Origin of the sequence: Clostridium sp., from assembly GCF_026168755.1 — a bacterium.
GTDB lineage: Bacteria > Bacillota > Clostridia > Clostridiales > Clostridiaceae > Clostridium.
The window spans coordinates 49334-62975 of sequence record NZ_JAPFDR010000014.1 but is presented as its reverse complement, the minus strand read 5'-3'; the positions used below and the strand labels follow the sequence as shown (position 1 = coordinate 62975).

Annotated in this window: 15 protein-coding genes; 6 read left to right on the top strand and 9 right to left on the bottom strand. The window is 28.1% G+C overall.

Going from position 1 to position 13642, the window contains the following annotated elements; all coding sequences use genetic code 11:
* Nucleotides 1–580: 580 nt before the first annotated feature.
* Nucleotides 581–2026, bottom strand: coding sequence for an N-acetylglucosamine-specific PTS transporter subunit IIBC (gene nagE, locus Q0Y03_RS07570; RefSeq protein WP_297713231.1), 1446 nt, complete (start codon nucleotides 2024–2026; stop codon nucleotides 581–583).
* A gap of 418 nt (nucleotides 2027–2444) precedes the next feature.
* Here nagE and Q0Y03_RS07565 point away from each other — a divergent pair, with 418 nt between their 5' ends.
* Nucleotides 2445–2975, top strand: a complete 531-nt coding sequence (locus tag Q0Y03_RS07565; protein WP_297713230.1) for a PTS glucose transporter subunit IIA — start codon at nucleotides 2445–2447, stop codon at nucleotides 2973–2975.
* 125 nt (nucleotides 2976–3100) lie between these two features.
* Here Q0Y03_RS07565 and Q0Y03_RS07560 read toward each other — a convergent pair whose 3' ends face one another.
* Nucleotides 3101–4030, bottom strand: a complete 930-nt coding sequence (locus Q0Y03_RS07560) for a GNAT family protein (RefSeq protein ID WP_297713229.1) — start codon at nucleotides 4028–4030, stop codon at nucleotides 3101–3103.
* Between the two features lie 164 nt (nucleotides 4031–4194).
* Here Q0Y03_RS07560 and Q0Y03_RS07555 point away from each other — a divergent pair, with 164 nt between their 5' ends.
* Entirely contained in the window at nucleotides 4195–4872 is a 678-nt protein-coding gene (locus tag Q0Y03_RS07555) for a DUF4230 domain-containing protein (protein WP_297713228.1), read from the top strand.
* 82 nt (nucleotides 4873–4954) lie between these two features.
* Here the strand turns inward: Q0Y03_RS07555 and Q0Y03_RS07550 are convergent, their stop codons facing one another.
* Nucleotides 4955–5671 (bottom strand): tRNA threonylcarbamoyladenosine dehydratase, encoded by a 717-nt coding sequence (locus Q0Y03_RS07550; protein ID WP_297713227.1) that lies wholly within the window; start codon nucleotides 5669–5671, stop codon nucleotides 4955–4957.
* 197 nt (nucleotides 5672–5868) lie between these two features.
* Here Q0Y03_RS07550 and Q0Y03_RS07545 point away from each other — a divergent pair, with 197 nt between their 5' ends.
* Complete coding sequence (locus Q0Y03_RS07545) at nucleotides 5869–6561, top strand: 5'-methylthioadenosine/adenosylhomocysteine nucleosidase (protein WP_297713226.1); 693 nt, start codon at nucleotides 5869–5871, stop codon at nucleotides 6559–6561.
* A gap of 237 nt (nucleotides 6562–6798) precedes the next feature.
* Here Q0Y03_RS07545 and Q0Y03_RS07540 read toward each other — a convergent pair whose 3' ends face one another.
* The 3 genes from Q0Y03_RS07540 to Q0Y03_RS07530 all read right to left on the bottom strand — a co-directional run bounded on the left by Q0Y03_RS07540 (nucleotide 6799) and on the right by Q0Y03_RS07530 (nucleotide 7888).
* On the bottom strand, nucleotides 6799–6987 hold the full coding sequence (locus Q0Y03_RS07540) for a hypothetical protein (protein WP_297713225.1): 189 nt from the start codon (nucleotides 6985–6987) through the stop codon (nucleotides 6799–6801).
* 313 nt (nucleotides 6988–7300) lie between these two features.
* A complete protein-coding gene (locus tag Q0Y03_RS07535; RefSeq protein ID WP_297713224.1) occupies nucleotides 7301–7549 on the bottom strand; it encodes a pro-sigmaK processing inhibitor BofA family protein in 249 nt (82 codons plus the stop codon).
* Nucleotides 7550–7618: 69 nt separating this feature from the next.
* On the bottom strand, nucleotides 7619–7888 hold the full coding sequence (locus Q0Y03_RS07530) for a DUF2508 family protein (protein WP_297713223.1): 270 nt from the start codon (nucleotides 7886–7888) through the stop codon (nucleotides 7619–7621).
* 177 nt (nucleotides 7889–8065) lie between these two features.
* On the opposite strand from Q0Y03_RS07530, the gene Q0Y03_RS07525 reads away from it, so the two are divergent.
* Nucleotides 8066–8914, top strand: a complete 849-nt coding sequence (locus Q0Y03_RS07525; RefSeq protein WP_297713222.1) for a DegV family protein — start codon at nucleotides 8066–8068, stop codon at nucleotides 8912–8914.
* A 77-nt stretch (nucleotides 8915–8991) separates the two neighbouring features.
* Here Q0Y03_RS07525 and recR read toward each other — a convergent pair whose 3' ends face one another.
* The 3 genes from recR to dnaX all read right to left on the bottom strand — a co-directional run bounded on the left by recR (nucleotide 8992) and on the right by dnaX (nucleotide 11745).
* Nucleotides 8992–9588, bottom strand: a complete 597-nt coding sequence (gene recR / locus Q0Y03_RS07520; RefSeq protein WP_133016304.1) for a recombination mediator RecR — start codon at nucleotides 9586–9588, stop codon at nucleotides 8992–8994.
* Between the two features lie 97 nt (nucleotides 9589–9685).
* On the bottom strand, nucleotides 9686–10030 hold the full coding sequence (locus tag Q0Y03_RS07515; RefSeq protein ID WP_291678625.1) for a YbaB/EbfC family nucleoid-associated protein: 345 nt from the start codon (nucleotides 10028–10030) through the stop codon (nucleotides 9686–9688).
* 86 nt (nucleotides 10031–10116) lie between these two features.
* Entirely contained in the window at nucleotides 10117–11745 is a 1629-nt protein-coding gene (gene dnaX / locus Q0Y03_RS07510) for a DNA polymerase III subunit gamma/tau (protein WP_297713221.1), read from the bottom strand.
* Nucleotides 11746–12160: 415 nt separating this feature from the next.
* Here dnaX and Q0Y03_RS07505 point away from each other — a divergent pair, with 415 nt between their 5' ends.
* Nucleotides 12161–12952, top strand: coding sequence for a thymidylate synthase (locus Q0Y03_RS07505; protein ID WP_297713220.1), 792 nt, complete (start codon nucleotides 12161–12163; stop codon nucleotides 12950–12952).
* Nucleotides 12952–13443 carry a dihydrofolate reductase gene (locus Q0Y03_RS07500; protein WP_297713219.1) on the top strand — a complete coding sequence of 164 codons (492 nt, stop codon included), beginning with the start codon at nucleotides 12952–12954 and terminating at the stop codon, nucleotides 13441–13443. Before Q0Y03_RS07505 ends, Q0Y03_RS07500 begins: the two co-directional genes overlap by 1 nt.
* Nucleotides 13444–13642 lie beyond the last annotated feature (199 nt).

The window sequence follows — 13642 nt, the reverse complement described above, 5'->3', positions numbered from 1 at the left end:
TTTTGTAAGTTCGAATAACTAAATTAAAATTTAGATTCTCACTCATCTCATAAAGAATTGCTGGTTTACTTTAACTATATTCTGTTCAATTTTCAAAGACCATTTACTCTGTCGCACCGAAGCGACTTCCTTATCTTATCACCGAGAAACTTTTCTGTCAACATATTTTTCAACTTTTTTTCATGTTGTTTTATTAATATGTTTTTCGCTTCTTGTCTTTCGACTTATTGCTTTCCCCTCAGGACACGACTTATAATATCATAACATATTTAATATTTAGTAATTATATATTCTATAATTTAAAATTATCCCTTTATTATTCTTAATTTCTTTAATTTTCTTTCTTTTTCTTACATTGATACACCAGGATAAGTTATTTGCTATATATATTGATTTTTAATTATTTTTACAATTTATATTCTTTTAGAATTACTCTTATCGGTGATACCTATATAACTTTATCTATCATTAAAATTATATCAATTAATTATTATAACCTCATAATAATTAAAGTCATATAACCATTTATTGAATAGTTATATGACTTTATTTAAACTACTATTTAATTTTAAGCTATTAATTACTTACATAGCTTCTTTAACTCATCAGCTACGAATTGTACTTGTGTTCCTATAATTACTTGAATACTTGTCTTACTTGGTCTAATTATACCTGCTACACCGGCAGATTTAATTGTCTTTTCATTTACTAATGTATGATCTTTAATTTCTAAACGTAATCTTGTTACACAGTTATCAATATTAGCTATATTTTCTTTTCCACCAAGTCCTTTTAAAATAATTGATGCTACTTCTGTAAAATTATCATTAGAAAGATGTGCATTCATTTCTCCATTAAGCTCATCATCTTCTCTACCTGGAGTCTTTAAATTGAATTTTGTAATTGCAAATCTAAATACTATATAGTATATAATAGCAACTATTACCCCAATTCCAAGTAACCAAATTGGATTTTCTGCAAATGGTGCTTTAAAACTTAAGAACCAATCAACAAAACCTGCACTAAAGTTAAATCCAGCTCTTACTGGTAATGCAGCACAAACAGCTACTGATATACCTGTTAATACAGCATGAACTACATATAATCCTGGAGCTAAGAACATAAATGCAAATTCTAACGGTTCTGTAACCCCTGTAAAGAATGCAGATACCCCTGATGCTAATAATAATCCTGCTACAATCTTCTTTTTATTATCTTTAGCTGTATGATACATTGCTAAAGCTGCTGCTGGTAAACCAAACATCATTACTGGGAAGAATCCTGTCATATACATACCTGTTTGTCCTAATATTCCACCAGGTTTAGTTCCCCAGAACTTACCGATATCATCTATTCCAGCAACATCAAACCAGAATACTGAGTTTAATGCATGGTGAAGACCAAATGGAATTAATAATCTATTAAAGAATGCATATATACCAGCTCCGATTGATCCAGTAGAAATAATAGCTTCACCAAATGCTACTAATGCTCCATATACAACAGGCCATACAAAGAATAATATTAATGTTGCAATAAGTGATGCTCCTGCTGTTACTATAGCAACACATCTCTTACCACTAAAGAAACTTAGAGCTGCTGGTAATTTAGTGTTTTTGAACTTATTATAGCAAGATGAACCAATTAACCCTGCTAATATACCAATAAATTGTGTTTGTATCTTTCCAAAAGCCGCTGGAACTTCTGAAGCGTCAACACCTTTTAACATAGCAACAACACCAGTTGATAATAATGTTGTAATCATTAACCATGATACAAGTCCTGCTAAACCTGCAGTACCATCATTATCATCAGACATACCAACACCAACACCTATAGCAAATAAAATTGCCATGTTATCAATTAATGCACCACCTGCTTTAATTAAAAAAGCTGCAGCAACATTATTTGCTCCCCAACCATTTGGGTCAATCCAGTAACCTATTCCCATTAAAATAGCTGCTACAGGTAAACAAGCAACTGGAAGCATTAAGGATTTCCCTAGTCTTTGTAAATACTTCATCATAATAATAAAGTCCCCCTTTATTTTTTTGTTCTATTATAAGGCTTAGCAATATAACATTAAAAATAATTTCGGTAATAAAAAAAGCTGAAAAGAATATAAAATATCCTTTTCAGCTAATGCCCACTTCTTATGGTTGCACGCCTCATAATTTGAACGTTATTTACTTTACAATCATATTATAGTATAAGTCTGCTATAAAGTCAACGTTTTCACCAAATTTTTATTTGTTATTTTTATTGACATACTAATTACTAATATATATAATTTTATATGAAACGTGTTACTGTTAAATCAGGCATAAGTTATTCTTTAATTAGAGATATACTTATGCCTTTTTATTTTATTACCTATATAATATAAAAAAATTGTGTAAACTTATTTTAGAAAGGATGTGAATCCTGAATTATCAGGAAATATCATGGCTAATTTTTTCAAAAAATTATTTGGTAAATCAGAATCAAATACTGTAGAATCAAACGCTGTAGAAAGCCAAAAGAATGCACTAGTTGCAGCTGCTACAGGTGATTTAATACCTTTATCAGAAGTTCCAGATCCAGTTTTCGCTGGAAAAATGGCTGGAGACGGTGCTGCTATAATGGTTAAGGGCGATACTATCGTTGCACCTGCTGATGGTGAATTATCATTAGTATTCAAAACTAAGCATGCATTTGCTATAACATTAGAAAATGGATTAGAATTATTAGTTCATATAGGTGTTGATACAGTAAGCTTAAACGGAGAAGGATTTGAACAGCTAGTTGAAGCTGGTACAAAAGTTAAAGCTGGTACTCCTATAATTAAGATTGATAGAGATTTCATCTTAGGAAAAGGATTATCTCTTGCAACTCCAGTTTTAATAACAAATGTTGATGCTGCTAAATCAATAACTGCAGTAGAAACAGGTTCTGTTGTAGCTGGTAAAGATATAGTTGTTAACTATGAAGTTTAATAAATAGAAAAAATAGCTAGAGAATAAATCCCTAGCTATTTTTTCTATTTAAATCAAATTTAAATCTCTCTATATACATTACTATATAATCAACTCTACTATATACTTATTTTAAGTTATAAATGCTAAAGTATTTTATAAAAAGTAATATGATCACTCCATTTTCCATTTATGTATAAATACTTTTTATTAATACCAATTTTTTCAAACCCACATGATAATAAAACACCTTTAGATCTTTCATTAGTTGTTAAAACTGAAGCTTCTATTCTATGTAAATCTAAATACTCTTTAGCATATTCTAATACTAAATTTATAGCTTCTTTCATATATCCCTTTCCTTCATATTCTTTATCTATAGAATAACCTAATATTCCACTCTTAAGTACTCCATAAACTATATTAGAAATTTTCGCTTTACCTATAAGTTTATTATTTTTGTATATTCCCAAATCACTTCCCACTCCAGTCATAAGTTGTCTATAACTTTCTAGTAAAATCTCCTTTTGAGTTTCATAGGTGAAAAAACTAGCATCTCTTACTGGCTCAAACTCTTTTAAGTGATCCTTATTTCTCAAATAATACTCTAAAAGATCTTGTGCATCATCAGGGGTAAAATTTCTAATTAAAATATTTTTTCCTTTCATCTCTACAATATTATTTCTTCCTGGATTCAAATATTCATTTCTATTTATTCCGAAACTTAATTCATCATAGAAACTCCCCTTTGTAAATATATTATCAGTGAAAATGGCTTCTAATGTAAAACCAATATCCAAAAATGGCTTTAAATTTATATTCTCACTAACTACCACATTAGCCTTAAATATATTTTTATCTTTAAATACAGCCTTAAGAATAGCTTCTAATGTAATTTTTAATAAATCATAATTATTTTCTCTATAAAACTTTAATTTTAAATTACATTTCTTATTTTCTTTATCTAGTTCAGTTATAGTAAATCTTCCTATTACAATCTTATCTTTATCCTTAACTATATAATCATCTAAAGTACCTTTAATAAGCTCTATATTTACTTCCCTTTGATTATCCATACTAACTCTCCTAAAAACAATTTCAATTATTTTTATTATACAAATAAACTAATATAAAACTCAACCAACTTTACTTTAAAAGTAAAAATATCACTTAAAGGAATATACTTATTTATATTTTAATATATTTGATTTATATGAATTTAATATATAAATGTTTCAAGGTGGGGATAACTATTTTTTTATATAAGAAAAAACATATATTTAAACTTCATAAAATATTATTCTATTTATTTACTTTATTTGCTTTATTCCTATTAATTTTATTCTTTAAATCCCCTAGTAAATTTCAAAAATTATTTCCTTACTTTCACACATACAAAGTTGAATCCTCTTCAATTGTATCTGATGATACTTTAATAAATGAAATAAAAAATGTAAATAAATTAATTCCTTTAGAAATTGAATTATCAGAAACCTTAACAATAGATAATACGTACTTTAACTTAGATATATTTAAAAAATCTAAAAAGATAACTTTTTTTGCAAACTGCTCTTATGCTATAGATTTCTCTACTTTATCTAACTCTAATTTTAAAATAAATACTGCAACTAAAGAAGTATCTATAACAATCCCCCGAATAGATATATTCAGTATAGATATAGATGAAAGTAAAACTATCTATTCTGATACAGAGGTTGGCTTATTAAGATTTGGAGATTTAAAACTATCATCAGAAGAATTAAGCTCCATATATAAAAATCTAAATTATTTATTTACAGAAAAAATGAATAATCCTGATTTTTATGAAAAAGCTATTTTAAATACAGAAAACTCATTAAAAGAACTTCTGCTTAATTTAACAGGAGAAAATTATAATGTAACACTTAAAGTTGATTAATATAATTCTTAAGGGTAAGAACCTTACTATTTCATATTATTAAAATAGAAAATTCTTACCCTTAAATCTTTTTTTAATTATATTAATTTAACCCAGTTAAATCTTTAATTACTTCTCCACCTATTATCATTCCTGCTACTGGTGGAACAAATGATATACTTCCAGGTGTTTGTCTTTTTTTAGATGGAACGGCTCTTCCTTTATTGGGAACCATCGGTATTTCTTCTGAATATACAACCTTTAACTTTTTAACTCCTCTTTTTCTTAATTCAGTTCTCATAACTTTAGCTAAAGGACAAACCTTAGTCTTAAATACATCTGTTACTCTAAACTGAGTAGGATCTATTTTATTTCCAGTTCCCATAGATGCAATTAATTTAATATCATTTTTATAGCAATACTCTGCCAATGCTAATTTTGATGTTACTGTGTCTATAGCATCTACAACATAGTCTATATCTTCTGGAATTATTTCTTGTATATTATCTGCTGTAATAAATTCTTGCTTTGCTTCAACATTGCAATTAGGATTTATAGATAATACTCTTGCTTTCATAGCCTCAACCTTAATACTTTCTACTGTAGCCTGTGTAGCATGTATTTGTCTGTTTAAATTAGATATACAAACAGTATCATTATCTACTAATATTAAATTTCCAACTCCAGCTCTTGTTAAAGCTTCAACTACAAAGCTTCCTACTCCCCCAATTCCAAAAACTATAACTTTAGAATTATGTAACTTTTCTACTCCTTCTTCACCTATAAGTAATTCAGTTCTGCAAAATTCATTTAATGACATATGTTTTTTCTCCTTCGTCCATATTTATTTTCCTGTTGAGACTATTATATATTTCAGCTCAAATTAATACAAGTAATTCTATCGGCTTTCTTTGTTTTAAATTTACTAATAAATCTGCTATTAATTAATTGAATGTCAGTATATAATATATTTTAAGTAAATTTATATAAATTATATACTTACATGGAGGATTTAAAATGATTTTAGGAATAATAGGTGCTATGTCTGAAGAATTAGAAATTCTTTTAAAAGATATGGCGTTAGAAACAGTTGAGGAAAAGGCAAAAATGAAATTCCACAAAGGAAAACTATGGGGACATGATGTTGTTGCTGTTGTATGTGGTATAGGTAAAGTTAATGCTGCTATATGTACTCAAATACTAGCTTCTGAATATAACGTATCATCAGTGATAAATGTTGGAGTTGCTGGTGGTATAGGTAAAGATATTTATCCAGGTGATGTAGTAATAGCAGAAAATTTAGTTCAATATGATATGGATACAACTGCTTTTGGTGATCCAATGGGTCAAATTCCAAGAATGGATACTTTTGATTTTAAATGTGATGAAAAATTAGTTGAAACAGCTAAAGCTGCTTGTGCTGAAGCTTCTAATTTTAAAACTTTTTCTGGAAGAATAGTATCTGGAGATATGTTCGTAGCTTCACTTGAAAAAATTCAATGGCTTGAAAAGGAATTTGGTGCATTAGCTTGTGAAATGGAAGGTGCTAGTATAGCTCACGTTTGCTATTTAAACAATATTCCTTTTGTTGTTGTTAGATCTATATCTGATAATGCTAACAATGGAGCTCATATGGATTTTGAAAAATTCACTCCTATTGGAGTTAAAAACTCAACATTCATATTAAAAACAATATTAGAAAAACTTTAATAATATTTAGCACTACATGGGTACAAAAATGAAATATTAATTTTCCGATAATCGTGAAATTGAGTCTTAAAACTTAATATTTCATTTTTCTTTCTCCATGTATCTACTTATAACTCTATCATTTATAAGATATATTCTTAAAACCTCTTCATAAATTAAACTAAATATTCTACTCCTTCTATTGGCATAACATTATAAATACTAACTTTCATTCCATCAAGCTTTTTAAGAACTAATTTAATAGTCCCCGTTATAATCCTCATCAAAAATTAAAATTGATTCTGTTTCTCTACAATATTTAACACACTTACATTGACCTAAATGCCTTGGACATTTATAACATAAACACCCCTTGTCATCTCCATTACATCTTTTCTTTTCAAACTCTGGACAATACCTACAATTAACCCCATTTCCTGCTGGCATAATTTCTTCCTCCTATAATTAAATTCGTATACATATTTATATTTCTAATGGTTATATTAATAGTATAGACGATACATTAATTATATTAGTGTATCATTTATATATAAAGGGTGTAAACGGATGTAGTGTTTACACCCTAATTTATTTTTTAAATTTTGTAACATTTTTTATCATTTTAAATAATATATAGTATTCAGAAGCTTTTCGCTTATAGCGATTAATAAAATCTTCTAACTCCCGTCTATATAAATTTAGGGAATCTTCAATTTTATGAAGATTCCCTATCTCTTTAAATAAAATTCAAAATTCTAATTTAAAAAAATAATTGAAAAATTACTAAAAATATAACTCCTGGAATACCTAAAAATCCTGCAATAAGTGCAGTTATAGGATTAATTGTTATATAAAAATTAAAATATTCTCCTATGTAATTTGCTACATATAATAATACAATACCTATTATTCCATTAACCAATATTTTAATAGGCCACTTTAACAACTTTATAATCAAAAACAAAAGTGCTAATCCAAATAGAGCATAAATAATCATTTCACCACTCATTTTTATAACCCCCTATATAATATAAAATAATACAATACTATATTATTTTATATTATATAACAATATTCATTATATCTCCATTTCTTCATTTGATTCTATCTTTTGTCTTGAATATTGTTGCTTAGCTATAGATAGTAAATAATCAAATTTCTTCTTTGCTGCCTCTTCTCTATAAATTGCAGCTTCTATTAGATTTGGATCATCAACACTATTGAACATAGATTCTGCAACTTGCATTTCCTTAATAGATTCTTGTATTTCTTTTAGTATCTTATCACTAATCGAATCATCACTACTATATTTTACAAGCATTAAACTTAATACATTTTTTATATTCATATCCTACCTCCTAAAAGTACTTATCTAGATACTTTCCACATTAATAGAATCTTATTCAAAATATATTTCTATATATATTCATAGTTTCAAATTATTAGCATATATTTTCTGTACTTAATTTTAATTATTTGATATAATACCTTAAATAATGTTAAATTTACCAGGAGGTGTTTCTTTTTGAGTATAAAAATAATAGCAGATAGTACCTGCTACTTACCTCAAGAATACATAAATAAATATAAAGTTTCTATAGCTTCTTTAAACGTTTTGCTTAATGGTAACAGTTATAGAGAAATAGATTTATCAAATGATTGGTTTTATAATGAAATGGCTAAATCTTCAACAATCCCAACCTCATCGCAACCTAGTATTGAAGAATTATATAATATAGTAGAGTCTCTAGTAAAAGATGGTCATGACATTGTAGGAATATTCTTATCTTCAGATATGAGTGGTACATTTTCAACATCAAATTTAGTAAAAAATATGATTCTTGAAAATTATCCAAATGCTAAAATAGTAATGATAGATTCTAGAAGTAATTGCATGCAAGCTGGTTTTGCTGTATTAGAGGCAGCTAAAGCAGCAAATGAAAATAAATCTTTAGATGAAGTAGTAAGTATTGCAAAAAATGTTATAGAAAATAGTAAGTTTATATTCGTACCTGATACTTTAGAGTACTTAAAAAAAGGCGGTAGAATTGGTGGCGCTGCAGCTTTATTTGGCTCACTACTTCAAATAAAACCTATACTTACAGTTGAAGATGGAAAAACTACTGTATTTACTAAGGTAAGAACAAAGAAAAAAGCTATTGATAAAATAGTTAATACTGTTTTAGAACAAAATTCAAAAACACCAATAAAAGGTCTTATAGTTCACCATATAAACTGTGAATCTGAAGGTCAAGAACTGGCTGATAGACTTAGAAGTAGCTTAGGATTAGATAACGTAAAAATTCAATCAATAGGTCCTATTATAGGATTACATGTAGGGCCTGGAAGCATTGGCGTTGCATATCATTATTAAAATAAATATGTGGCTATATCATATTGAATTTATAAATTCAATATGATATAGCCACTTTTTAACTTATAAATATTTTTTTAAATTTCTTTTCTACCCTCAAGAGCCTTTGAAAGTGTTACTTCATCAGCGTACTCTAAATCTCCACCAACTGGTAAACCAGATGCTATTCTTGTAACTTTAACTTCTAATGGCTTAAGTATTCTTGATATATACATAGCTGTTGCTTCCCCTTCAACATTTGGGTTAGTTGCAATTATAACTTCCTTAACATCTGCACTCATTCTCGCAACAAGTTCTCTTATTTTAATATCTTGAGGTCCTCTACCTTGCATTGGAGAAAGATTTCCATGTAGAACATGATATACACCATTAAATTCTTTAACTTTTTCCATTGTCATAATATCTTTAGGCTGTTCCACAACACAAATAACATTTTTATCTCTATTTGGATTTCCGCATATTGCACAAGGGTCCTTGTCAGTAAAGTTTCCACATACAGAACAATACTTTATAGTTCCTCTAGCTTTTACCAATGCATTAGCAAACTCCTTAACTTCTTCTTCAGGCAAATTCAAAACATGCAATGTAAGTCTTTGTGCTGTCTTTTGACCAATGCTTGGCAATTTTGCAAATTCTTCAATTAATTTTTCTATAGCCACTGGATAAAAATCCATAATTACACCACTTTCTATTATTTTCTTACTAAAAAAGTATTACTTAACAATATTTTTAAAAAAATGAAGGACTGTTTAAAAAAACAGCCCCTATGTCCTAGAACATTCCTGGTATATTTAACCCACCAGTTAATTTACCCATTTTATTTGAAGTTTCTTCATCCGCTTTCTTTAGTGCTTCATTAACTGCGCTTAGCACTAAATCTTCTAACATTTCAACATCATCTGGATCTACTACTTCTTCTTTTATATTTATAGCTAAAACTTCTTTCTTTCCGTTAACCTTAACTACAACAGCACCACCACCAACTGATGCTTCAAATTCTTTAGTCTCAAGTTCTTTTTGTGCTTGCTCCATATCTCTTTGAAGCTTTTGAGCTTGCTTCATTAAGTTATTTATATTTCCTCCCCCGAAACCTCCTGGGAATCCACCTCTTGCCATAAAATATCCTCCTTTAAATAACTAAATCTATTTTTTATTATATAGTATTTCTTTAATATTTACTAGAATAAAGTAATCATATACTTTTATTCATCTATAAAATCAATTAAATCATCACCTAATGTATCTCTTAAAATATCTTCTGTACTTTTTCCATTATTATAATCAGATTGAACTACAAAATTAACTTTAACCTTTTCTCTAAATATTTCAAAGAAAACATCATTTATAACATCTCTATTTTTAGATTCACTTAATCTATTCTTAGCAAATTCATTTTGACTATCAAATTCCACAGTAATTACTCCATTAGAACAATCTACTGGTTTTCCTATCATAATTAAAGAACTTATTATCATTTCTCTTCTAGCTTTAAATCTTTCTATTATATCTTTCCAAGACTTTTTAACATCATTTATCGTAATTTTAGAATCTGGATTTTCACTAACATTTCCACCATTACTATACTGTTCTTTAATAACCTTATTGCTAGTCATTGTATTAACTTGTTTACTAGCATTTATCTGTGCAACTTCTTTTGATGCAGTAGCAACTTTAATACTACCATTTCTTAAACTTTCTTCTAACTTATTTAACCTAGTTAACATTACTTCATTTGATGTGTCATATTCTATCTTACACATTTTAATAATAGCTAACTCACAATATAACCTTGCTTGTTTGCTTAACTTAGCATTATTTTCTGCCTCTTGAAGTATTCTTATACATCTCATTATCTCTTCTGCTCTTAAACGTGCACCTTGCTCCTTAATTAAAGCAATATTTTCCTCTGACATATCTAATACTTCTTCAGGATTATTAGTTACCTTAACCATAAGTAAATTTCTATAATGAGCAATTAAATCCTTTATAAATAAATATATGTCCTTTCCTGAATATATTACATCTTCTATAATTTCAATACTTTTTTCTACACTTCTTTGAATTACTGCATTAACTAAGTTAAATAAATGTTCATTAGTAACTAAACCTAACATGCTCACTACAGTATTATAATCAACATTTCCATTTCCCATAGAAATAGCTTGATCTAATATACTTAACGAATCTCTCATCGCTCCATCCGAAACTCTAGCAATTAAGTTTAAACTTCTTTCATCCGCTAAAACATTTTGATCATTTACTATTTTTCTAAGCCTTGCTGTTATATCACTATTGTTTATTCTTTTGAAATCAAATCTTTGACATCTTGAAAGAATAGTAATAGGTAACTTTTGTGGATCTGTTGTTGCTAAGATAAATATTACGTTATTAGGTGGTTCTTCTAAGGTCTTTAGAAAGGCATTAACTGCACCTGCTGATAGCATATGAACCTCATCCATTATGTAAACTTTATATCTCGCTTCTTGTGGTGGATATTTAACATCATCAATTATATCTCTAATTTTATCAACACCATTATTTGAAGCTGCGTCTAGCTCTGTAACATCTATAGCCAAACCTTCATTTATCTTTCTACACATTTCACACTCATTACAAGGTTCTCCATCCCTTAAATTAAGACAATTAAGTGCTTTTGCAAATACTTTTGCTGTAGAGGTCTTTCCAGTTCCTCTAGTTCCACAAAAAAGATACGCATGAGCAATTCTATTATTTAAAATTTGATTTTTTAATGTTGTTGTAATATGTTCTTGACCTACAACATCATAAAATGTTCTTGGTCTCCATTCTCTATATAAAGCCGTATATGCCACTATACTCACCTCTCTTTTGCGTAGTTGTTTATTTTTTTATTATACCCAAATTATATTAATAGTTAAAGATTTTTCCCCCTTTTATTACTTTAAGCTCTAGATATATTATTTATAAAAACTACATATACCAATATAAGAAAACTAGAATTCACTTCTTGTATATTTATTCACATCTTATACATAACTCTATAAATATTTTCATATCTATTTATTACAAGAATTATTCCGCTCTTTATATTTCGTTATTTTTTTAACATTGTAATGTATTTATTTTACATTTACTTGTTAATTTCTTAACCATTCGCTATTTTCCTGCTTTTTTGCCTCTAATATGATTTTTTTATATACATTTCTTCGTTTTTTATATAAGAATTTTGTAGTAAAATAGATAATATACATTGTAGGAGGTGTTAAAATGAGTCTATACGACAAAAAATACTTAAGCATAGTAGAAGATATTTTAAATAATGGGTACTATGATAACAATAGAACTGGTATGCCAACATATAAATTACCTCATCAAATAATGCAATTTAATCTAGAGAAGGAATTTCCAATTCTAACCACTAAATTTGTAGCATTTAAAACTGCTGTAAAGGAAATGTTATGGATTTATAGAGATCAATCTAATGACGTAACTAAATTACAAAAACAAAATGTTAGAATTTGGGATGAGTGGGTTGATGAAAATAATACTATTGGTAGGGGTTACGGCTATCAAATAGCTAAATTCAATCAAATTGATAAGCTTATTGAAGCCTTGAAAACAAATCCTCAAGATAGAAGAATGATTATGTCTATGTGGAATATAGAAGATCTACCTCACATGACACTTCAACCATGTTGTTTCATGACTATGTGGGATGTTACTGATGGTAGATTGAATTGTATGCTTGTACAACGCAGCGGAGACATACCACTAGGTGTACCATTTAATACATCTCAGTACGCAGTGCTAGTTCATTTAATTGCTCAAGTAACAGGACTTAAACCTGGTTTATTTACTCATGTAATTAATAATGCACATATATATGAAAACCAAGTAGAAGGGATGGAACTTCAATTAACTAGAGCTAATGATGAATATGAAGCTCCTAAGCTTTGGATTAATCCTGAAATAACTAACTTCTATGACTTTACAGCAGATGATATTAAACTTATAGATTATAAATATCATCCAGCAATAAAAATGGAGGTATCCGTTTAATGCTTTCTATTATAGTTGCTGTAGCAGAAAACAATATTATAGGTGGGGATAATAAGCTTTTATGGCATATACCAGAGGACCTAAAAAGATTCAAAGCAATTACTTCAGGACATTCAATTGTAATGGGTAGAAAAACATTTGAGTCTTTACCTGGTATCTTGCCTAATAGAAAACATGTTATAATCACACGAGATAAAAGCTATTCTGTTGATAATGATAACGTAGAAGTTATCCACAGTTTGTCTGAAGTTATCAACAAATATAAAAACTCATCTGAAACCGCATTTATTATAGGTGGAGGCGAAATTTACGCACAACTTATCCACAATGTGGATAAGTTGTTTTTAACAAAAGTTTTTAAATCTTTTGATGGGGATACAAGTTTTCCACAGATAGATTTTGAAGAATTCGCTGTGGATTTTCAGTCAGAAATATTTACTTGTGAAAAAAGCGGATTAAAATATCAGTTTATTGATTTAATAAGAAAATAATATATCTACTAAAAAGCAAAAAAGTCGGCCTAGCCGACTTTTAATTGTTTAATTATTAATTTTATCCAATACTTCCTCTAACTTTACCCATTCTAATAATCCATTCATTTAGAATCTTTAACTCTTCAGTCTTACTTTGAATTATATCTGACTCTAAGCCTATTAAATGCATTGAATGTGATTAAATAATGGTTATAAA